The following is a 21,394-nucleotide window of genomic DNA, read 5'->3' on the forward strand; positions in this document are numbered from 1 at the left end:
TTTCCTTAAGCCACCTGAACGGGGCCGGTCAGGCCCTTGTATCCCGGCGCATAGTCGATCGTCGGGCCTTCGGCGCGAACGCGCTCGCGCATCCGCAAAGGCCTGAGCACGCCTGCTACTTCTTCAATATCAATGACATTCACGTCAACCACCTTGTTATCGGCAAAGGCAGCCTTTCCAGTCGCTTCCAGAGCGGTGACCGCCTCAGCATGGCGGGCGATAAACGCATCCTGCAGCGATTCCACCCAGTTGCCGGAGGCATCGAGCCAGACGGAAATGCCGTCGGACAGGCGGTTTGCGGTCAATACCTTGTCGGCCATGTCAGTTCCTCACTTCATCAGTCTGTTTGTGCTGCACGTCTGAGGCCGAACCGTTCGTCTTGCCCGTGACCAGCGGCTGCGACCGTTCGAAATTCGCGCCGGCCACCGCATCGCCGATGATCACCATGACCGGGCCATCCAGCTCGTCGCGATATTGCAGGTCCGGCAGATCCTTCAGCGTGCCGTGCAGGAGCTTGCGCCCGGCGCGGCTGGCGTTTTCGATCACGGCGACCGTGGTTTCCGCCGGCAAACCGGCTTCGATCAGCCGCGCCGCAACGGAAGCTGCAACCGTGCGGCCCATATAGACGGCAATGGTCGCACCGGAAATGGCAAGACGGGCCCAGTCCGGCAGGACGTCACCGGTCAGATCATGGCCGGTGGTAAAGATCAGCGACGAGGCGACACCGCGCAGCGTCAGCGGCAATTCGAAATCGGCAGCGGCCGCAAAAGCCGAGGTAATGCCGGGAACGATCTCGTAGGTGATCCCGGCTTCGCGCAAAGCCGCCATCTCTTCGCCAGCGCGGCCATAGACCAGAGGATCGCCTGACTTCAGCCGCACGACACGCTGGCCGTCCTGACCGAGGCGCACCAGCAGCTGATTGATCTCATCCTGCGATTTCGAATGGCAGCCCTTGCGCTTGCCAACCGGCAGGCGCTCGGCGTCGCGGCGGCCCATATCGACGATCGCCTGCGGCACCAGCGCATCGTAAACGATCACATCGGCTTCCATCATTACGCGCTGGGCCCGCAAGGTCAAAAGGTCCTCCGCTCCCGGACCCGCACCCACCAGCCAGACATGGCCCGGAACCCGATCGACCGACTGCAGCAGCCGGGATGCTTCCCGGCGCGCTTCGGCGATATTTCCTAGCGACACCTGATCTGCGACCGGGCCGGAAAAGAACCGGCGCCAGAACACCCGGCGGGAAACGCCGCGCGGCAGAACACGGTCGGCGGCATCGCGATAGGCCTGCGCCAGCGAAGCGAGCGCGCCAAGGGATGGGGAAAGCAGCTGATCGATCTGCGCGCGGATCATCTGGGCGAGCACCGGCCCTGCGCCCTCGGTGCCGATGGCAACGGCGACGGGCGCGCGATTGACCAATGCCGGCGTCAGGAAATCGCAGAATTCCGGCTGATCCACCGCATTGGCCGGAATTTTCTGCGCCCGCGCCGCAGCGACGATCAGGCGGTCTTGAGCCGCATCGCCGGTTGCGGCAAAGACCAGCGTTGCGCCGTCGACCTGGCCTGCCTCGAAAGGCGTTGCGACATGGTCGATCGCATTGGTGTACAGGAACGCGGCGAAATCGTCTTCCGGCTCGTCCGCATAGGCGATGATCCGGGCCTGCGTGTTGAGCAACAGCCGAACCTTGGCAAATGCCTCGTCACCATTGCCAAAAACCGCCACGCATTTCTGCGCAACGCGGAAGAAGGCCGGAAAGACGGTCAGTTGTTCGGTCATCGTGTGGGAATCTGATCCTGTTACAGGTTATGGGGAATATCCCCTTTATACCTTGAAAATTGAAGAAACAGAAATTCCGATGCCTTTGCAGGCGGATATTCTTTTGCTCGACTCCAGCATAATTTGAGCAAATCTCTCCGAGGACAAGGCCTTCGGCAACGGCAGGATCGTGTTTCCGAGCATTGCCTATACCACTTCAAATCCGCTAAATGCCAGTAATCCTATTGTATGGAGCCAATGGTTTGACGAACAATTCCAAACTTGCAGAACGCCTGCTGAGCGTCATCGAGACAGACGTCCTGCCCCTCACGGAAAAGGGTGTCGCTGCCGGCAACAAGGTTTTCGGTGCGGCGATCCTGCGCAAATCGGACCTGTCCCTCGTCATCGCGGAAACCAACAACGAGACGGAAAACCCGCTCTGGCATGGCGAAGTGCATACGCTGAAGCGCTTTTACGAGCGCGCCGAAAAGCCTGACACCAAGGACCTCATCTTCCTCTCCACCCACGAACCCTGCTCGATGTGCCTCTCGGCGATCACCTGGGCGGGCTTTGACAATTTCTACTACCTGTTCAGCCACGAGGATTCGCGCGACGCGTTTTCGATCCCGCACGACCTGAAAATCCTGAAAGAGGTTTTCCGGCTCGATCCCGGCGGCTACGCCAAGACCAACGCCTTCTGGCGCTCCTCCTCGATCGCCGATCTCGTGGCGACATCGGACGAGGCCGGCAAGGCCGCGCTACGGGAGCAGGACCGGCGCATTCGCGCCAAGTACCAGTCGCTGTCGGATTCTTATCAGTCCGGCAAGGACGCCAACGCCATTCCATTGAATTGAGCCCCATGCACCCCTCCAAGGATATCGCCCGCCTGCTGGAAATCATGGAAGCCCTGCGCCAGCCCGAAACCGGCTGCCCATGGGATATCGTCCAGACCTTCGAGACCATCAAGCCGTACACGCTGGAAGAAGCCTACGAGGTTGCCGACGCGATCGAGCGCGCCGATATGGACGATCTTTGCGACGAGCTCGGCGACCTGCTGCTGCAGGTGGTTTTTCATGCGCGCATGGCTGAGGAAGCAGGTGATTTCGCCTTTGGCGATGTGGTCGAAGCGATCACCCGAAAAATGATCCGGCGCCACCCACATGTGTTTGCGCGGTCTGACGCGGATACGCCGCAGGCCGTGAAACTGCAATGGGACGAGATCAAGCAGGCGGAAAAGGCCGAACGCCGCAAGCGGCGGGCAAAGCGCGGCCTGCCTGAGGATGTCAACACCGGTCATCTTGGCTCCGTCCAGCGCAGTTTCCCGGCGCTGGTCGAGGCTTTGAAACTGCAGGAACGGGCGGCCAAGGTCGGTTTCGACTGGTCCTCACCTGAGCCGATCCTCGACAAGATCGAGGAGGAGATTGCCGAACTGCGCGAGGCGCTCGCTTTGAACGACAAGGCAAAGGTGGCAGACGAACTCGGCGATCTGATCTTCGCCGTCGTCAACATCGGCCGCCATGTCGGCGCTGACCCTGAAATGGCGCTGCGCGGCACCAACACAAAGTTCCGCCGCCGTTTCGCGCATATCGAGACGGAACTGGAAGCTCATGGGGAAACGCTGGAGGCGGCAACGCTGGAGCGGATGGAGGAACTGTGGCAGGCAGCCAAGGCGATAGAGCGGCAGTTGAGGTAACTGGCCTGCATGAGCCAGCCGTCGAGTTCTGAGACCGGGGAGGCTTCACCCCCCTCTGTCACTGCGTGACATCTCCCCCTCAAGGGGGGAGATCAGTCTTTTCCCTCGCTGCCTTGATATTGGAGAGGCACAGTCGATGCGGCCAATCTCCTCCCTTGAGGGGGAGATGTCGGCGTCGCCGACAGAGGGGGGTGTTAGCCCCGATTCCGGTAATAGCCACCAGTCCGGTAATACGCTACCAGTCCTGCGCCGCAGCCTTCGGGCCATTGCCGAGCCGCCGGTCAAGCTCTTCCGCTTCGCTCGGCGTCATGCGCAGATCGAGGCTGACGGAGCCGTCTTCCATGTCCTCGCGGCCATCGACCATCGTGTGTTCGTAGACCCAGGAGAGCAGCTGCAGCTTGCTGGCCGGCAGCACGACGTTGCATTCCATCAGCACGCCGGACAGGCGCTTGTTGATCTCGTCCAGCAGGTGATCGACACCTTCGCCCGTCACGGCCGAAACAGCGACGGTGTTTTCGCTGTGTTCGGCTTTCTGGACGAGGCTTTCATGCGCGTCGGCATCCAGCAGATCGACCTTGTTCCAGACTTCGATGATGCGCTCGGAGCGCGCCTTCTCGTCAATGCCGAGATCGGTGAGGATGCGCAGCACGTCCTGCGATTGAACCTGGTTGTCGGGGTCGGCGAGATCGCGCACGTGCAGGATCAGGTCGGCTTCCAGCACCTCTTCCAGCGTCGCGCGGAAGGCGGCGACCAGATGGGTCGGCAGGTCAGAGATGAAACCGACGGTATCGGACAGCATGACCATGCGGCCATGCGGCAGCTTCATCCGGCGCAGCGTCGGGTCAAGCGTTGCAAACAGCATGTCTTCGGCGAGAACGCCCGCGCCGGTGATGCGGTTGAACAAGGTCGATTTGCCGGCATTGGTATAGCCGACGAGGGCGACGATCGGATGCGGCACCTTCTTGCGCTTGGCGCGATGAAGCTGGCGGGTGCGGCGCACCTGCTCCAGCTCCTTCTCGAGCTTGACGATCTTTTCCTGCAAAAGCCGGCGGTCGGCCTCGATCTGGGTTTCACCCGGACCACCCATGAAGCCCGCGCCACCGCGCTGGCGCTCCAAGTGGGTCCAGCTGCGAACCAGGCGGCCCTTCTGGTAGTTCAGATGCGCAAGCTCGACCTGCAGCGTGCCTTCCTTGGTGGACGCGCGGCGGCCGAAGATTTCCAGGATGAGACCGGTCCGGTCGATGACCTTGCAGTTCCATTCTTTTTCGAGATTGCGCTGCTGAACCGGCGTCAACGGATGATCGATGATGACGAGACCGGCATTGTGCTCGCTCAAGAGATGGCCGATTTCCTCGATCTTGCCGCTGCCGAGCAACGTTCCGGGCTTGGGCTGGGCAACGGGCACGATGGCGCCGTGCACGACCTCCAGATCGATGGCAAGCGCCAGACCGATCGTTTCCTCAAGCCGGCTTTCGTCGCTGCGTGTCGAGGTCGCGGCAATGATCTCAGCGTTCTGTCTGCCCGTCTTTTTCAGGACTGGGACGATGACAACGGCGCGCATGTCATCACGAAGCTTTTCAAGCTCCGGGATGATCGACGCCGATTTGGTATCACGTTTGGTAATGTGTTTTATATCCCGTCAGGATGCGGATTCTTCGCTCTCGAACATCTGCATCGGCTGGCCCGGCATGATTGTCGAGATGGCGTGCTTGTATACGAGCTGGGAATGCCCGTCACGCCGCAAAAGCACACAAAAATTGTCAAAAGACGTAACAACGCCCGTCAGTTTCACACCATTGATAAGAAAAATTGTCAGAGATATCTTCTGCTTGCGGACTGTGTTGAGAAACAGATCCTGCAAGTTCTGAGAACGTTCCGCCATAGCGCCGCTTCTTTCTTATTTTCCGGTTCGATTTAACCGGTTGATTATACAATCTGAATAGCCCCGAACGCTGGAAAAAACCTGTCTTTAAAGCGTCCCCCCGGATTTGGTATCAAATCGCGGTCTTTTCCGCAATGTCGAAAAAGGCTTCACGAATTTTCTGTGACACGCTGCCGGGATGCCCGTTGGCGATGGTTTTACCGTTAACCGCAACGACCGGAAAACAGATACTTGTGGCGGCAGTGATGAAAACCTCGCGTGCTTCCAGCATCTCCTCCAGCGAAAAAGCCTGCTCGACGATCTCAAGGCCAAGCGCCCCGGTAACGTCCTTCAGGGTCGTGCGGGTGATACCGCGCAGGATGCCGTGATCGGCGTGGCGGGTCCGCAGCCGGCCGGCCTTATCAACGATCCAGACATTGGTTGCCGCGCCCTCTTTCACCGTGCCGTCGGCATCGACAAAAATAGCCTCCTGGGCGCCCTCCTCCTTGGCGGCCTGCCTTGCCAGCACATTCGGCAGCAATCCCACCGACTTGATATCGACGCGGTCCCAGCGGTTTTCAAGAACCGTAATCGTGCTGATTCCGGCCGCGTTCTTCTTGGCAATTACCGAAGCATCAGTCCGCTTGGCCGTCACCACAATGGTCGATGGCGTATCGGCAGCGGGAAAGACATGATCGCGGCGCGCGGCACCGCGCGTCACCTGCAGATAGAACAGGCCGTTCTTCACCCGGTTGCGTCGGGCCACCTCGCGAATGACGTGAATGAGCGCTGCCCGCGTCATCGGCCAGGCCATGCGCAACTCGCTCAGCGAGCGGTCCAGCCGGTCGAGATGCCGTGTCAGGTCGATAATGAAGCCATGGCGGATCTCGCAGACCTCATAGACGCCGTCGGCGAACTGGAAGCCGCGATCCTCGATATGAACGGCGGCTTCGGAGTGGCGCTGATAGGCGCCGTTGACATAGGCAATGCGCGACATGGATGACCTGTCCTGGAACGATGGAACCCTGAATTTCAGACGCCGAGCGACTTCAGCTTTCGGTGCAGCGCCGAGCGCTCCATGCCGACAAACTCTGCCGTGCGCGAAATATTGCCGCCGAAACGGTTGATCTGCGCAATCAGATAATCTCGCTCGAACATTTCGCGCGCTTCGCGCAGCGGCAGCGTCATGATGTGGTGATCGCCCTGGGCGGAAATCTTCGGAAGGCTGTCGCCCACTTCGCTTGGCAGCATATCGGCTGATATCGCGGTATCTGGACCATCGCTGCGGGCCAGGATCATCAAGCGTTCGATATTGTTGCGCAACTGCCGGATATTGCCCGGCCAGTCATGCGATTGCAGCACGGCGAGCGCGTCATCACCGATCTTGCGGGTGCGGATACCTGCCTGCTCGCTGATCTGGCGCATGAACATATCGACCAGAAACGGAATGTCCTCGCGCCGTTCCGCCAAGGGCGGGACACGCACGGGGATGACGGCCAGCCGGTGATAGAGGTCCTCGCGAAACGCGCCTTCGGCGATCTGGCTTTCGAGATTATAGGCGGTCGAGGAGATGATACGGACATCGACCTTGACGCGCTTGGAGCCGCCGACCCGCTCGAACTGCTGATCGACCAGCACGCGCAGGATCTTGTTCTGCGTTTCGCGCGGCATTTCGCCGACCTCATCCAGATAGAGAATGCCGCCATGGGCTTCCTCAAGCGCGCCGGTCTTGCGCGGCTGGCCGGGCGTGCCTTCCGTGCCGAACAGCGCCATCTCCATGCGGTCGGGCGTGATCGCCGCCGCATTCAGCGCCACGAAGGGACCGCCTGCCCGCGAGGACTTCCGGTGGATCATCCGGGCAACCAGTTCCTTGCCGGAGCCGGACGGGCCATGGATCATGATGCGGCTGTTGGTCGGTGCGACTTTTTCGATGGTCTGGCGCAATTGCGACACGGCAACCGAGGTTCCGATCAGCTCGACGGGATCGCCGGAGCGCTTCTTCAGCTCGGAGACTTCCTTCTTCAGCTTGGAGTTTTCCAGCGCCCGTTCCGCAATCAGGATCAAACGGTCTGCCTTGAACGGCTTTTCGATAAAGTCGTAGGCGCCGCGGCGAATCGCCGAAACGGCGGTCTCGATATTGCCATGGCCCGAAATCATCACGACAGGCAGGTCCGGAAAGCGGCTCTTGATCTCGTCGAGCAATGCCAGGCCATCGAGCCTACTGCCCTGCATCCAGATGTCCAGAAAGACCAGACGCGGAACGCGGTCGCTGATGGCGGCAAGCGCGCTGTCGCTGTCGAACGCGGTGCGGGTCTCGTGCCCCTCGTCGGACAGGATGCCGGAGACGATTTCGCGAATGTCTTCTTCGTCGTCCACAACCAGAATGTCAGCCGCCATAGGAAGTATCCTTGTCTTGTCTGTCTTCAGTGCCGCTGCCGTGTCCGGCGGGCGGCAAGATAATGCGAATCATGGCCCCGTGACCCCGGTCGAAATCGGCGGGAGCATCATGCAGTTCCAATTGTCCGCCATGGTCCTCGATGATCTTCTTGACGATCGCGAGGCCAAGGCCGGTGCCTTTTTCGCGCATTGTCATATAGGGCTCGAGAATGCGATGGCGATTTTCGGTCGGAAGTCCGCGGCCGTTGTCGATGATATCGATGACAAACTGGCCACTGGTTTCATTCAACCGCGACCGCACCATGACCTTGCGGTCCCCGCGCACGGCGTCCGCCGGCAGCGCTTCGATCGCCTCGACGGCATTCTTGATGATATTGCCGAAGGCTTGGCCCAGCATGCGGCTGTCGAAGGTGCCGTCGAGCGGCTCCTCGCCGAGATCGCGGATGAAGGTCACATGGGTATTGCCCATTTCGCGCAGGAAGATCGCATCCTTGAGGATATTGCGCAGATCGGCCTTTTCCTTGGTCGGCTTGGGCATGCGGGCAAAGCCGGAGAATTCATCGACCATGCGGCCGATATCTTCGACCTGACGCACGATCGTATCGGTGCACTGGTCGAACACCGCGCGGTCGTCCTGATTGATCTGCTTGCCATAGCGCCGCTTCAGCCGCTCGGCCGACAGCTGGATCGGCGTCAGCGGGTTCTTGATTTCATGAGCGATGCGGCGCGCCACATCGGCCCAGGCCGTCGAGCGTTGCGCGATGACGAGGTCGGTAATGTCATCGACGGTGATGACGTAGGAATCCTTGGCGTCGTGCGATTCCTCGCGCGTCACCTGAACATTCAGCGTCCGCTCGGTGCCGCCGCGCATGATGTTGATCTGCTTGCGGTAGTCGTTGCGATGGCGGCTGGCGGCCTCATTGAGCACCTGTTCGATTTCCGGCGCCACGTCTTCCAGCTTTTCGCCGACCAGTTCCAGCGTAGTGCGCGACAGGAAATGCTCGGACGAGGGATTGGCGATGGTGATGCGCCGGTCGTCCTCGACGCCGATCACGGCCGCCGTCACACCCGAGAGCACCGCCTCGATGAACCGGCGCCGGTCGTCCATCTCATCCTTCGCCTCGATGATCTGGTCGCGCTGCGTGCGGATTTCGGCAATCATCTTGTTGAAGGTACGCGACAGGCTGCCGACATCGCCATCCACCGCATGCACGGGCACGATGACATTCAGATTGCCGCTCGCCACGCTGTCGGCCGCGCCGATCAACAGGCGGATCGGCCGCACGATCCGGTCGGCGACCGCGATCGCAGTCCAGATCGCCGCCAGGAGCACGATCAGCGCGAAACCGAGATAAAGCACCCCGAACGCGACCTGCAACGATGTACGGCCCGCCTCCAGGTTCTTGTATTCGGCGGTATTTTCCTCCATCAGCCGCATTGAGCGCATGACCTTCGGATCAACGCTGCGCACCGTGTAGAGATAGGCACCCTCGATATTGTCGATCGGGATGATTACGCCGACGAGATTGGTCACGCCAGGGGGAATGAGTGTGGGCTGGCCGGAGACGGTGCTGAGCAACGCGTCTCTCGGAATGGCCGGCAGCGGCCGCTCGGTCGGGATATTCGCCTGCAGGATCGGCGTTCCGTCCGCGCGCACCATAAACGCGCCGAGCATGCCGCGTCCCCGCGCTTGGCGTGTCATCAACTCTACGAAGCCGGTCCGGTCGAGGCTGTAGAGCTGGCGGTTGCGCTCGAGGTCATTGGCCATCGAGACCGTCTGGCCCTGCAGATAGCTCGCGTTTTCCAGCACATAGGCCTGTGCCACTTCGAGCGATGAGCTGACGATCGATTGCGTGCGCAGCGAAAACCAGCGATCGAGGCCAACATCCAGCGTGATGCTAGCAAAAATCGCCACCAGGATGGCAGGCGTGATCGCAACGATCGAAAACAGCGCCACGATGCGCACATGCAGCCGGGCAGCCGCCCTGCCGCGGCTTCGCGCCTTTAACAGGCGCAGGATCTCGCGGCCGATCAGAAACAACAGGCCGAGCACGAACAGCGCGTTGATCGAGGCGGAACCGATGATGATGTTCGTCTCAGGCTTGATCGGCGTAAGACCAAGCAGAACAAGCAGTGATACGATCGCGCAGATCAGCGCACCGGTCGCCAGCAACAGGCCCGGCAGCGCGAAGGAAGCGCGCCGGTCATGACCGATTACGGCAACGTCGTCTTTCGCCAGTGGCAGAACAAGCCCTTCGGCCATCAGCAATGCATCCCCGGCCCGGCGTCACCGGGCAAAGTGCACGGCGGCGGGCATTGACATGGTCGGTGGCCAAGACGATGACCGCACAGGATCGGATCGACCGGCACTGTGCCGAACCGCAGTCCGATCCAACGGATGAGTGCTCCAGAGAATCGATCCCCACCCGTGTGCTTTCTAAGCAACATATTGTGGCGAAAATGCAACGGTTATTTCTGTCGGATCAGGCGCTGCGCGAGCTACGGTAAACGGAAACACCCAGTTCGCGGATCTTCTTGCGCAGAGTGTTGCGGTTCAGGCCAAGCAGGTCGGCCGCCTTGATCTGGTTGCCCCGTGTTGCCGTCAGGGCAGCCAGGATGAGTGGATATTCCATTTCGGCCAGAACCCGGTCGTAAAGGCCGGCGGGCGGCAGACCCTCGCCGAAACCGGCGAAATATTGCCGCATGTTCTCTTCCACGGCCTGCGAAATCGACATCGAGCCCGAACGGCTCGACGTCTTTTCGATCGGGCTGTCGGGAATGTCGGAGCGCAGCTCGGTTTCAATGATCTCGCGGGTGATGACGTCCTGCGGGTAGAGAGCTGTCAGGCGGCGCACGACATTTTCGAGTTCGCGGACATTGCCGGGCCACGGATGCGCCTTCATCAGTTCCAGCGCCTCCTGGTCAAAGCGCTTGACGTCGAGCCCTTCCTTTTCGGCCTGCTGGACGAAATGGCGCACGAGATCGGGAATATCCTCGGCGCGGTCGCGCAGCGGCGGCAACCGCAGCGGCACGACGTTCAGGCGGTAATAGAGATCCTCGCGGAACAGGCCCTGGTTGATCGACTGCTTGAGGTCCTTGTTGGTCGCGGCAACGATGCGGACGTCCGAGCGGATCGGCGTGCGGCCGCCGACGGTGGTATATTCGCCCTGCTGCAGAACGCGCAGCAGGCGCGTCTGCGCATCCATCGGCATATCGCCGATCTCATCGAGAAACAGCGTGCCCCCCTCGGCCTGCTCGAAGCGGCCGGTCGAGCGGTTCTGTGCACCGGTAAAGGCGCCCTTCTCGTGGCCGAACAGCTCGGATTCGATCAGGTCGCGCGGGATCGCCGCCATGTTGATCGCGACGAAGGGGCCGTTGCGGCGCTTGCCGTAATCGTGCAGCGCCTTGGCGACCAGTTCCTTGCCGGTGCCGGATTCGCCGGTGATCATCAGCGTCAGGTCGGTCTGCATCAGGCGCGCCAACACCCGGTAGATTTCCTGCATGGCGGCCGAGCGGCCGACCAGCGGCATGCCGTCCTGCGGATCGTCCTCCAGTTTTTGGGGCTTGCGCTTGGGCTCCGCCAGGGCGCGGCCGATGATGGCAATCAGTTCCGTCAGATCGAAGGGTTTCGGCAGATAGTCGTAAGCGCCCTTTTCCGAGGCCTTGATCGCCGTCATGAAGGTGTTCTGGGCGCTCATCACCAGAACCGGCAGGTCCGGCCGTGCCTTCTTGATGCGCGGCAGAAGATCGAAGGCGTTTTCGTCGGGCATGACGACGTCGGTGACGACGAGATCGCCATCGCCTGCCGAAATCCACCGCCACAGCGTCGCTGCGTTCGAAGTGATGCGAACGTCGTAACCGGCGCGGCTGAGCGCCTGGTTGAGAACGGTACGGATGGCTGCGTCGTCGTCAGCAACGAGGATGGTGGCGCCAGTCATCGGGATTGTCCTTTTATGATGGTCAGAGGCTCGCTGTCTTCGGCCGTCGGGCCCTTTGAAGCGGGCATTAGAACGCGAAATGTCGTGCGGCTCGACTGGCTGTCGCACTCGACGATGCCCCCATGGCCGCCAATGATCTTGGCGACAAGGGCAAGGCCGAGGCCGGAGCCGTTGGTCTTGGTGGTGATGAACGGATCGAACAGATGCGGCACCAGATCGGAAGGTACGCCCGGACCGTTGTCATGGACGCAGAATTCCAGCGGCAGCGAAATCTTTTCCCGCGTTCCGGCAACAGACAGGCGGATACCCGGCCGGTAGGCCGTCGTCAACATGATCTCGCCGTCCGGCTTGTCGGCAACCGCTTCCGCCGCGTTCTTGATCAGGTTGAGGAAGACCTGGATCAACTGGTCGCGGTTGGCATAGACGGGCGGCAGCGACGGATCGTAATTCTCGGTGATGCGGATCTTGCGGGCAAAGCCGGCCTTGGCGATGGCCTTCACATGATCGAGCACCGAATGGATGTTGACCGGATGACGGTCGACAGGCCGCTCGTCGGAGAACACTTCCATGCGATCGACCAGCGATACGATCCGGTCTGTCTCGTCGCAGATCAGCCTTGTCAGCGCCCGGTCTTCGTCGTTGACGGAGGTTTCGAGCAGCTGGGCTGCACCACGGATACCCGATAGCGGGTTCTTGATCTCATGCGCGAGCATCGACGCCAGTCCCGTCACCGAGCGGGCCGCAGCCCGGTGGGTCAGCTGCCGGTCGATCTTGTCGGCCATCGACCGTTCCTGGAAGACGATCACGACCGAGCCCGGCTCCGACAGGACGGGCGCCACATAGAGATCGACAAGCTTGTCGGCGCCGAGCCGCGGCGAGCTCAGATCGACCCGGTATTCGTTGACGGCCGCACGCCGTTCGCGGACCTGCTCGATCAGCGTCAGGAGCGGACTGCCGAACGGAATGAAGGCGCTGATGTCGTGGCGGGCGAGATAATTGGCGCTGGCCCCGAAAAACGCCTCCGCTTCCCAGTTGGCAAAGGCAACCAGACCCTTTTCATCAACGAGAATCACCGGGTTCTGGATGGCGTTGAGAACGGCCATCGGCAGCGAATTGACCGCCCTGCGTTCCTCGTCGCCTATTTTCTCGGTCATGCCGCATCCTTCTGTTCGCCAAGGCCAGTCCCGGCCGCAATGGCGGCCACAGCACCCGACAGGGCGGTGGCGGGCTCCGTGGAGGTCATGATCGCCGCTTTGTCCTGCGCTGCAAGTTGCGGCGCAAACCGGCTGAGATACCAGCCGAGATGTTTTCGCGCATGGCGCAGGCCGATATCGGCTCCGTAGAATTCAAGCATCATGCCGTAGTGCTCGGCGACGATATCGGCGATCCCCGCCGCATCGGGATGGTCAGCCCTACCTGCCAGCACGCCGGCATGCCAGGGCCGCCCCTGGCTCGAGCGCCCGATCATGACCGCGTCCGCGCCAGAGCGACGCAGGATTTCGTTGGCATCTTCGCGCGTTGCGACATCGCCATTGGCAACCAGCGGCACGGAGATCACGTCACGAACGGCGCGGATCGCATCCCAATCGGCGGTGCCGTTGTAGAACTGCATGCGGGTGCGGCCGTGGATGGTGATCATCTGCACGCCGGCCTCCTGTGCCCGCCTGGCGATCAGGGGCGCATTGATGGAGTTTTCGTCCCAGCCAAGCCGCATTTTCAGCGTTACCGGCACGTCAACCGCCTTCACGGTCGCCTCGATCAGCGACAGGGCGTGATCGGGATCGCGCATCAGCGCCGAGCCGGAATAGCCGCCCGTCACCTTCTTGGCCGGGCAGCCCATATTGATATCGATGATATCGGCACCGTTATCTGCAGCAATCCTTGCCGCCTCACCCATCCAATAGGCTTCGCGTCCGGCCAGCTGGACCATATGCGGATCGATGCCGGAACTCTTCAGCCGCGACCAGCTCTCGGAGGCATTGCCGACCAGTTCGCGGCTTGCTACCATTTCGGTCACGACGAGGCCGGCGCCAAACCGCCAGGCCAATTGCCGGAAGGGCAAATCCGTCACGCCCGACATCGGCGCGAGCACGACGCGGTTCCTAAAGGAGAGCCGGCCAACCCGGAACGGGGATGACAAATCCGGTATCTGCAAGTGATTATCTTTCGGGCACATATGTATTCTGCACTATTTTTAGACATACTTGACGGGCTTGCCAAGCGATTTCAGAGCGCGCCGACAAAATTCCCGGGACAACTGGTAAAGCCGACCCCTTCGCGGTAAATCACGGCGATGATTTGAAACACCGCATGCCGGACCGGCATGCGCCTGGTGTTTGACGAAAACTGGAACGGGAGACCTGTCCGTATAGCGTTAGCGGGCCGGAGCGACGACCTATTTGCAGGAACCCATATAGAAGATGCGCGCAAAAGAACAGTTTTCCTGTGGTGTCGTCATTGTCGCTGCCGGGCGGGGTGAGCGCGCAGGCGCACTGCAGGATGGCCCCAAGCAATATCGCGCCATCGGCGGACGGCCGGTTATCACCCATACGCTTGACGTCTTTGCGACATGGCCGATGGAAAAGACCATCGTCGTGGTCATCCATCCCGATGACGAAGCTCTGTTTGCGCATGCCAAAGGTCTGATTTCCAGCGATGGGCCTGATATCACGTTCGTGCATGGCGGACCGACACGGCAGCTTTCGGTGCTGGCCGGGCTGAAAGCCCTGGAAGGGTCGGGCATCACCAATGTGATGATCCATGATGCCGTGCGGCCGTTTATCGACCACGCCCTGCTTGACCGTTGCGCCGCAGCGTTGAAAGACGGCGCCGATGCGCTGCTGCCCGCCATTGCCGTCGCCGACACGTTGAAGCGTGGATCTGCTGATGGCAAGGTGCTGGAGACGGTCCCACGGGCAGGTCTCTACGGCGCCCAGACGCCGCAATGCTTTCGCTTCGCACCGATCCTTGACGCCCACGCGAATGCCGCAGCCTCCGGCCGCGCCGATTTTACCGACGATGCCTCGATCGCCGAATGGGCCGGAATGCCCGTGACGCTGATCGAAGGTTTGGTTGATAATGTGAAACTGACGATCAAACGGGATATTGCCATGGCCGACGAAAAACTGACCCGGAACGCGCTTCCGGATGTGCGCACCGGCAATGGCTACGACGTGCATCAGCTGATCGATGGCGACGGCGTAACGCTCTGCGGCATTTTCATGCCGCACGACCAGACGCTGCTTGGACATTCCGACGCCGACGTCGCCCTGCATGCCCTGACCGACGCCCTGCTTGCCACCTGCGGCGCCGGCGATATCGGCGATCATTTTTCGCCATCCGATCCGCAGTGGAAGGGTGCAGCCTCGCGCATCTTTCTCGAGCATGCAGCGAAGATCGTCCGCGATAACGGCGGCACCATCATGAATGCCGATGTGTCGCTGATTGCCGAAGCCCCGAAGATCGGCCCGCACCGGCAGGCCATGCGCGAAAATCTTGCCAATATGCTCGGCATTTCGCTGGATCGCTGCTCGGTCAAGGCAACGACCAATGAAAAGATCGGCTTCATCGGCCGCCGGGAGGGCATTGCCGCCATCGCCACGGCTACGGTCGTCTATTCAGGAGAGATCAAATGAGCGCATGGCCAGACGGCATCGAAGCCAGGGCAGGCCTGTTGATTTCAGCCTTTTCTAAACGCGGCCTGATGGTCGCCACCGCCGAATCCTGCACCGGCGGTCTAATCGCCGGCGTGCTCACGGAAATTCCGGGATCCTCGTCCGTGGTCGATCGCGGCTTCGTCACCTATTCCAACGACGCCAAGATCCAGATGCTTGGCGTCGCGAATGCAACGCTTGAAACGCATGGCGCCGTCTCGCGCCAGACGGCGATTGAAATGGTGCGCGGCGCGCTCAGTCATTCGAAAGCGGATCTGGCGGTTGCGGTGACCGGCGTTGCCGGTCCGGGCGGTGGCTCAGCCGAAAAGCCGGTCGGGCTGGTGCATCTGGCCGCAGCCAGCCGGGGGGGCAACATTCTTCACCGCGAAATGCGCTATGGCGATATCGGCCGCGATGCGGTCAGGATGGCAACCGTGCGCACCGCGCTCGACATGCTCGACGAGGCGGCTGAGCGCTGATCTCTGCCTAAGCCGCCGCGTAGATCGCGTCGGCGCGCTTTTCGAAGGCTTCTGAAAACATCCGGAATGCCCGGTCGAACATCGAGCCCATGACGGCTCCGAGAATGCGGCTCTTGAATTCGTAGTCGATGAAGAAATTGACGGAGCAGCCGCCCTCGCCCAACGCTTCGAAACTCCAGCGATTGTCGAGATATTTGAACGGTCCGTCGATATATTTGACGTCGATCACCCGGTCCGCCTTGTTGAGCAGGACCTGCGTCGTAAACGTCTCGCGGATCGCCTTGTAACCCACGGTCATATCGGCGACGAGCAGTTCCTTGCCATCACGCTCCTTGCGCGAACGCACGGTCAGCGCCTCGCACAGCGGCAGGAATTGCGGATATTTTTCAACATCGGCGATCAGGTCGAACATCTGGTCGGGGGAATGCTTGACGGGCCGGCGGGTCTCAAATTGTGGCATGGCGTTCAGATATTCAATGATGCCGGGAAAAACAAGATGTCTCGCCGCCGCAGCCAGAAGCATAACGTGACGTCAGGCAAAGCCGATGGTGTGACTGACGTTACGACAGGTGCGTATGACGCCCCGTGCGGCGATGTTCGCCTCGACTGCCCCCATCCGAGAACGGATCGAGGCGGCTGCGGCGTCAGGGGCGGCGAAGGTGGGACAGCAGGTCGCGCGTATGGCTGTGCGAGCGGAGGATGTGCACCGGCACGCCGGGACCGTAATCCGCCAGTTTCTGCTCGATCTCCGGGCTTTCGGTTTTTTCGAAACCCCAGACATAGGACAGGAATTCGAATGTCAGCCGCTCGGGGCAATCCCTCGCCATCTCCGGACGCGTCCGGCCTCGAAACCGTAGCCAGCGGCTGATGACGCCATAAAGTGAAACATGGCGGCGCGGCCGCATCCACAGGACAAGATCGGTGCGCGGCAGGCGCAGCGGCAAGGTTCCGGGGCTCGTCCCGTCCATGATCCATCGCGGCTGGGCAACCCTCTGCTCGACGATGGCCAGCGCTTCTGCCCTTGGCCGCTGCGTCCAGCCCGGCATCCAGAACACGTCGCGGTCCATCGACACATAAGGCAACCCAAACATGGCCGAAAGGGTTTGCGCCAACGTGCTCTTGCCGCTGCCGGAGCAGCCGATCACGAGAATACGATCGGCACGTTTCAGCACCTGCGCCGTCTCCTCGATATTCAACAGCCTGTTCGACATGGATGGTTTCCTGCACGCATTCGATCAACGCGCCGATCTCGCAGCAGCGCTTCAGCGTCAGGACCGGCATGGCAGGCCGGTCGATCGTAACGGGGCGGCATGACGGCTCCAGACGTGTGAGCCGCGCACCATAGAGGTCAAATGCAGATTGGCAACCGCCGGATGATTATCCGGCCACTGCCGCCAGCTTCTTTTCGCGGTTGGCTTTCAGCCGCGCGAAATCGTCGCCGGCATGGTGCGACGAGCGGGTGAGCGGGCTGGAGGCGACCATCAGGAAGCCCTTGGTATAGGCCACGGTCTCGTAGGACTTGAACTCCTCCGGCGTCACGAAGCTCATCACCTGATGATGCTTGCGGGTCGGCTGCAGGTACTGGCCGATGGTGAGGAAATCGACATCGGCGGTGCGCAGATCGTCCATCAGCTGCAGCACTTCGTTTCGCTCTTCGCCCAGGCCGACCATGATACCGGACTTGGTGAACATCGTCGGATCGAGTTCCTTGACGCGCTGTAAAAGCCGGATCGAGTGGAAGTAGCGCGCACCGGGGCGCACGGTCAGATAATTGCCCGGAACCGTTTCCATATTGTGATTGAAGACGTCGGGCTTGGCGGCAACGACGCGTTCCAGCGCGCCGGGCTTCTTCAGGAAGTCCGGCGTCAGGATTTCGATGGTCGTCAGTGGCGATGCGGCGCGGATGGCCCAGATCACCTTTTCGAAATGTTCGGCGCCGCCATCGGCCAGATCGTCGCGGTCAACCGAGGTGATGACGACGTGGCTGAGGCCCATCTGCTTGACGGCCTTGGCGACGTTTTCCGGTTCGGCCATATCCAGCGCGTTCGGCTTGCCTGTCGAGACATTGCAGAAGGCACAGGCGCGGGTACAGATCTCGCCCATGATCATGAAGGTCGCGTGCTTCTTGTCCCAGCATTCGCCGATATTCGGGCAGCCCGCCTCTTCGCAGACCGTGACGAGCTTGTGCTCCTTCACGATCGACTTGGTTTCGGCATAGCCCTTCGACGTCGGTGCGCGAACCCTGATCCATTCCGGCTTGCGCAGCATCTCGGTGTCGGGCTTGTGGGCCTTTTCCGGGTGGCGGATGCGCCGGGCATCGGGATCAAGAGTGGTGCGGTCGAGGATCGTGACCATCATGCTTCCAATTTTGCTTCAAGCGCGACGCGCGCCCGTCGGGGCCGGATAGATCGGCCCGCCTCTTCAGATGGAGGCGAGCCCTAACACAATCAAGCGTTCAGCGCACGCCCATAGGCATCGAGTACGCTTTCCTTCAGCGTTTCGGAAATCGTCGGATGCGGGAAGATCGTGTGCATCAGGTCTTCCTCGGTGGTTTCGAGGTTCATGGCGACAACGAAACCCTGAATCAGTTCGGTGACTTCGGCGCCGACCAGATGCGCGCCGAGCAGTTCGCCGGTCTTCTTGTCGAAGATGGTCTTGACCAGGCCCTGGTCTTCGCCGAGCGCAATCGCCTTGCCGTTGGCCACGAAGGGAAAGCGGCCGACGCGGATATCGCGGCCTTCGGCCTTGGCCTTGGCTTCCGTCAAGCCGACGGAGGCAACCTGCGGGTTGCAATAGGTGCAGCCCGGGATCTTCAGCTTGTCCATCGGATGCACATTGGGCAGGCCGGCGATCTTTTCGACGCAGATGACAGCCTCATGCTCGGCCTTGTGGGCCAGCATGGGCGGGCCGGCAACGTCGCCGATCGCGTAGACGCCCGGCACGTTGGTCTTGCCGTAGCCATCGATGACGATGCAGCCGCGGTCGGTCTTGACGCCGAGCGCCTCCAGGCCGAGATTTTCGATATTGCCCTGAACGCCGACAGCCGAAATCATCCGGTCGGCGGTGATCTTCTCGACCGAGCCGTCCTTCTTCTCGACATGGGCGGTCACGGAGTTGGCAGCCTTTTCAACCTTCGTCACCTTGGCGTCGAGGATGATCTTCATGCCCTGTTTGTCGAACTGCTTCTTGGCGAAGGCGGAGATCTCCGCGTCTTCGACCGGCATGACCTGGCTCATCAGCTCGACGACGGTCACATCGACGCCCATGGTGCGGTAGAACGAGGCGAACTCGATGCCGATGGCGCCGGAGCCCATGACCAGCAGCGATTTCGGCATTTCTTCCGGCTTCATCGCCTCGAAATAGGTCCAGATCAGCTTGCCATCCGGCTCGATGCCCGGCAGCGCGCGCGGACGGGCGCCGGTGGCGACGATGATGTGCTTGGCGGTATAGGTGCCCTCGCCCAGCGTGTTCTTCGGGATCGGCCCCTGCGGCTGGACGATCGCCTTGGTGGTCTTGGCAACGACGATCTCGTTGGGCTTGGTCAGCTTGGCCTCGCCCCAGATGATATCGACCTTGTTCTTCTTCATCAGGAAGGCGACGCCGCCATTCATGCGCTCGGCGATGCCACGCGACCGCTTGACGATCGCTGCCAAGTCCGGCGAAATCTTGCCTTCGAGCGTCAGTCCGTAATTCTTCGCATGCTCGGCGAGATGCAGCACTTCGGCGGAGCGCAGCAGCGCCTTGGTCGGGATGCAGCCCCAGTTGGAGCAGATGCCGGCCAGATGCTCGCGCTCGACCACAGCAACCTTCAGCCCCAGCTGTGCCGCGCGGATGGCCGCGATATAGCCGCCGGGGCCGGAACCGATCACGATGACGTCGTAGGAATTTGCCATTCTGTTTCCTGCCTCTTCCTTAGGTCATGTTCCGGGCCAAGAGGACCCATTCATGCCTTTTGCTATCTTCAAAGAGCGGCACGGCCTCAAGCCGCGCCTTCTCCGCAAATCCGTTGGCCGCATAGAGCGCCAGCGCCGTATCATTGTGGCTTTCGGTGATCAGGCTGACCTGCCGCCCTTGAGCCCTGTCGATTTCATGGGCAAGCAATGCCCGCCCGATACCCTTGCCACGATGGTGCCGGTAGACACCGAGACTGTCGATGAACCGGCTGCCGATCACCTCGACCTGCAGGTCGAGCAGCGGCCTGATCGCCGGATGAGGTGCTGCGATATCGCGCACGCTTCTGTCCAGTTCGTAGCCGATCGACACACCGGCAATCTCGCCGTCCCATTCTGCCAGCGTCGCATCTTTCCAGGCGCCGGGCTCGCCGTCCATCCGCATCCGCGACCGCCCCTGCTCCATGGCGGTATCCTTCAATCCCCGCATGACCGCCCCATGCCAGAGCCAGGTGGCAAAACCATGGGAGGCGATATCGACCAGAATGGCCAGATCCGCTGCATCCCGCCGCTCCGCTGCCCGCAGATAGACAGACGCCGTCATTCAGAGCCCGAGCATCATCCGGACCATCGGCTCGAGGCCGCGTCCGATGGCGCGCGTATTGTCCGTATCCAGATGCACGCCGTCGAGCGGCGTCGTGCGTGCCACCGAACCCGCATCGAAGAAACCGCAGCCGAGTTCATCGGCAAGATCGGCATAAAGCGATGCCATCATCGACGACTGCTCGACAGCGCCGGCAAACATGGCCGCAAAATTCGCATTCGCGGTTTCGCTGATGGCCGGCGGTGCCACGATCAGGATTTCCGGCGCTTCGGCCTGCACGCCCGGCCAGCTGTGATGCCAGACGAGCTTGACCAGCCTCTCGATGCCCTTCGTGGCGCCAAAGGCGGTTCCGTGCACCACCGGCTTCATATCGTTGGAGCCGAGCAGGAAGATCACCAGATCGACCGGCGCATGTGTCTGCAGGACGGTTGGCAGGATGCGCACGCCATTGCGGTCGCAGTCGGCCAGATGATCGTCATAGGCGGTGGTGCGGCCGTTCAGACCTTCGGCGATCACCTGAACGCCATTGCCCAGCGCCTTCTGCAGCACACTTGGCCACCGGTCGTCCAACGCATGCCGGCCGCCTGTTTCCGCGTCATATCCCCAGGTCAGACTGTCACCGTAGCAGAGGACTGTTTTCATATGCGCACTCAAAGTTCCCCTCCCCCTTGTGGGGAGGGGTTAGGGGTGGGGGTGGCAAGGGCCATGGCAATTCGTCGCAACACAGATGGCATATCGAGCATTACATCCTTGTTCGTAACCCGCAGAACCCGAGAATTCTCGCCACGGAGATCAGCGTCGCGCTCCGCATCACGTTGCCGTTGATCCAAATCGTCATGAACGGCTCCGTCCACTTCGATGATCAGGCGCGCTCCCAGACAGACAAAATCCACAACGTAGCGGCCTATCGCCATTTGCCTGCGAAAATGCGTTCCCTGCGTTTCCGGCAATTCCCTGCGCAGAGCCTGCCAAAGGCGGCGCTCTGCTTGCGTCATTGCCTTGCGCAGCCGGGGCGCATGAAGTGCTGCGGCCGGGCTGGGTGGTGCCGGATTTTCACGGTTCCATGCCATTTCAGACCTTTCACCTATCCGACCAACCCCCACCCGTCCGCTAACGCGGACACC

The 21,394-nt window shown here is 61.3% G+C and carries 21 protein-coding genes; 4 read left to right on the forward strand and 17 right to left on the reverse strand.

Annotated features, from left to right (window positions below; translation table 11 throughout):
* Positions 1-5: 5 nt before the first annotated feature.
* Entirely contained in the window at positions 6-320 is a 315-nt protein-coding gene (locus tag PYR65_RS14165; RefSeq protein ID WP_060638300.1) for a DUF2849 domain-containing protein, read from the reverse strand.
* Position 321: 1 nt separating this feature from the next.
* Positions 322-1,776 (reverse strand): siroheme synthase CysG, encoded by a 1,455-nt coding sequence (cysG, locus tag PYR65_RS14170; protein ID WP_276118460.1) that lies wholly within the window; start codon positions 1,774-1,776, stop codon positions 322-324.
* Between the two features lie 242 nt (positions 1,777-2,018).
* Between cysG and PYR65_RS14175 the strand changes: the two genes are divergently transcribed.
* Both PYR65_RS14175 and mazG read left to right on the forward strand, forming a co-directional pair.
* Positions 2,019-2,609, forward strand: coding sequence for a nucleoside deaminase (locus PYR65_RS14175; protein ID WP_276118461.1), 591 nt, complete (start codon positions 2,019-2,021; stop codon positions 2,607-2,609).
* A gap of 5 nt (positions 2,610-2,614) precedes the next feature.
* On the forward strand, positions 2,615-3,448 hold the full coding sequence (gene mazG / locus PYR65_RS14180) for a nucleoside triphosphate pyrophosphohydrolase (protein ID WP_276118462.1): 834 nt from the start codon (positions 2,615-2,617) through the stop codon (positions 3,446-3,448).
* 235 nt (positions 3,449-3,683) lie between these two features.
* Here mazG and hflX read toward each other — a convergent pair whose 3' ends face one another.
* The 8 genes from hflX to dusB form a co-directional block, all read right to left on the reverse strand.
* Positions 3,684-5,081 carry a GTPase HflX gene (hflX, locus tag PYR65_RS14185; RefSeq protein WP_276121062.1) on the reverse strand — a complete coding sequence of 466 codons (1,398 nt, stop codon included), beginning with the start codon at positions 5,079-5,081 and terminating at the stop codon, positions 3,684-3,686.
* A gap of 6 nt (positions 5,082-5,087) precedes the next feature.
* Positions 5,088-5,330: an RNA chaperone Hfq gene (hfq, locus tag PYR65_RS14190; protein WP_018325164.1), complete on the reverse strand. Its 243-nt coding sequence runs from the start codon at positions 5,328-5,330 to the stop codon at positions 5,088-5,090.
* Positions 5,331-5,442: 112 nt separating this feature from the next.
* Positions 5,443-6,306, reverse strand: coding sequence for a D-amino-acid transaminase (locus PYR65_RS14195; protein ID WP_276118463.1), 864 nt, complete (start codon positions 6,304-6,306; stop codon positions 5,443-5,445).
* Between the two features lie 35 nt (positions 6,307-6,341).
* Complete coding sequence (ntrX, locus tag PYR65_RS14200; RefSeq protein WP_276118464.1) at positions 6,342-7,706, reverse strand: nitrogen assimilation response regulator NtrX; 1,365 nt, start codon at positions 7,704-7,706, stop codon at positions 6,342-6,344.
* Positions 7,696-9,969, reverse strand: coding sequence for a sensor histidine kinase NtrY-like (locus PYR65_RS14205; protein WP_276118465.1), 2,274 nt, complete (start codon positions 9,967-9,969; stop codon positions 7,696-7,698). Before PYR65_RS14205 ends, ntrX begins: the two co-directional genes overlap by 11 nt.
* A 220-nt stretch (positions 9,970-10,189) precedes the next feature.
* Positions 10,190-11,644, reverse strand: coding sequence for a nitrogen regulation protein NR(I) (gene ntrC, locus PYR65_RS14210; protein WP_060638308.1), 1,455 nt, complete (start codon positions 11,642-11,644; stop codon positions 10,190-10,192).
* Positions 11,641-12,798 carry a two-component system sensor histidine kinase NtrB gene (locus PYR65_RS14215; protein ID WP_276118466.1) on the reverse strand — a complete coding sequence of 386 codons (1,158 nt, stop codon included), beginning with the start codon at positions 12,796-12,798 and terminating at the stop codon, positions 11,641-11,643. Before PYR65_RS14215 ends, ntrC begins: the two co-directional genes overlap by 4 nt.
* A complete protein-coding gene (gene dusB / locus PYR65_RS14220; RefSeq protein ID WP_276118467.1) occupies positions 12,795-13,820 on the reverse strand; it encodes a tRNA dihydrouridine synthase DusB in 1,026 nt (341 codons plus the stop codon). The genes PYR65_RS14215 and dusB overlap by 4 nt, the downstream gene beginning before the upstream one ends.
* 244 nt (positions 13,821-14,064) lie before the next feature.
* On the opposite strand from dusB, the gene PYR65_RS14225 reads away from it, so the two are divergent.
* Both PYR65_RS14225 and PYR65_RS14230 read left to right on the forward strand, forming a co-directional pair.
* Positions 14,065-15,279 (forward strand): bifunctional 2-C-methyl-D-erythritol 4-phosphate cytidylyltransferase/2-C-methyl-D-erythritol 2,4-cyclodiphosphate synthase, encoded by a 1,215-nt coding sequence (locus tag PYR65_RS14225; protein ID WP_276118468.1) that lies wholly within the window; start codon positions 14,065-14,067, stop codon positions 15,277-15,279.
* Positions 15,276-15,776, forward strand: coding sequence for a CinA family protein (locus PYR65_RS14230; RefSeq protein WP_276118469.1), 501 nt, complete (start codon positions 15,276-15,278; stop codon positions 15,774-15,776). The genes PYR65_RS14225 and PYR65_RS14230 overlap by 4 nt, the downstream gene beginning before the upstream one ends.
* A 7-nt stretch (positions 15,777-15,783) precedes the next feature.
* Here PYR65_RS14230 and PYR65_RS14235 read toward each other — a convergent pair whose 3' ends face one another.
* The 7 genes from PYR65_RS14235 to PYR65_RS14265 form a co-directional block, all read right to left on the reverse strand.
* A complete protein-coding gene (locus tag PYR65_RS14235; RefSeq protein WP_060638405.1) occupies positions 15,784-16,236 on the reverse strand; it encodes a type II toxin-antitoxin system RatA family toxin in 453 nt (150 codons plus the stop codon).
* Between the two features lie 184 nt (positions 16,237-16,420).
* Entirely contained in the window at positions 16,421-16,987 is a 567-nt protein-coding gene (locus PYR65_RS14240; RefSeq protein WP_276118470.1) for a P-loop NTPase family protein, read from the reverse strand.
* Positions 16,988-17,153: 166 nt separating this feature from the next.
* A complete protein-coding gene (gene lipA / locus PYR65_RS14245) occupies positions 17,154-18,131 on the reverse strand; it encodes a lipoyl synthase (protein WP_060638406.1) in 978 nt (325 codons plus the stop codon).
* Between the two features lie 92 nt (positions 18,132-18,223).
* A complete protein-coding gene (gene lpdA, locus PYR65_RS14250; RefSeq protein WP_060638314.1) occupies positions 18,224-19,669 on the reverse strand; it encodes a dihydrolipoyl dehydrogenase in 1,446 nt (481 codons plus the stop codon).
* A 19-nt stretch (positions 19,670-19,688) separates the two neighbouring features.
* Positions 19,689-20,270, reverse strand: a complete 582-nt coding sequence (locus tag PYR65_RS14255; protein ID WP_276118471.1) for a GNAT family N-acetyltransferase — start codon at positions 20,268-20,270, stop codon at positions 19,689-19,691.
* Positions 20,271-20,912, reverse strand: coding sequence for an SGNH/GDSL hydrolase family protein (locus tag PYR65_RS14260; RefSeq protein ID WP_060638316.1), 642 nt, complete (start codon positions 20,910-20,912; stop codon positions 20,271-20,273).
* Between the two features lie 8 nt (positions 20,913-20,920).
* Positions 20,921-21,340 carry an endonuclease domain-containing protein gene (locus PYR65_RS14265; protein ID WP_276118472.1) on the reverse strand — a complete coding sequence of 140 codons (420 nt, stop codon included), beginning with the start codon at positions 21,338-21,340 and terminating at the stop codon, positions 20,921-20,923.
* Positions 21,341-21,394: the final 54 nt, after the last annotated feature.

The organism is Pararhizobium qamdonense (assembly GCF_029277445.1).
Classification (GTDB): Bacteria; Pseudomonadota; Alphaproteobacteria; order Rhizobiales; family Rhizobiaceae; genus Pararhizobium; species Pararhizobium qamdonense.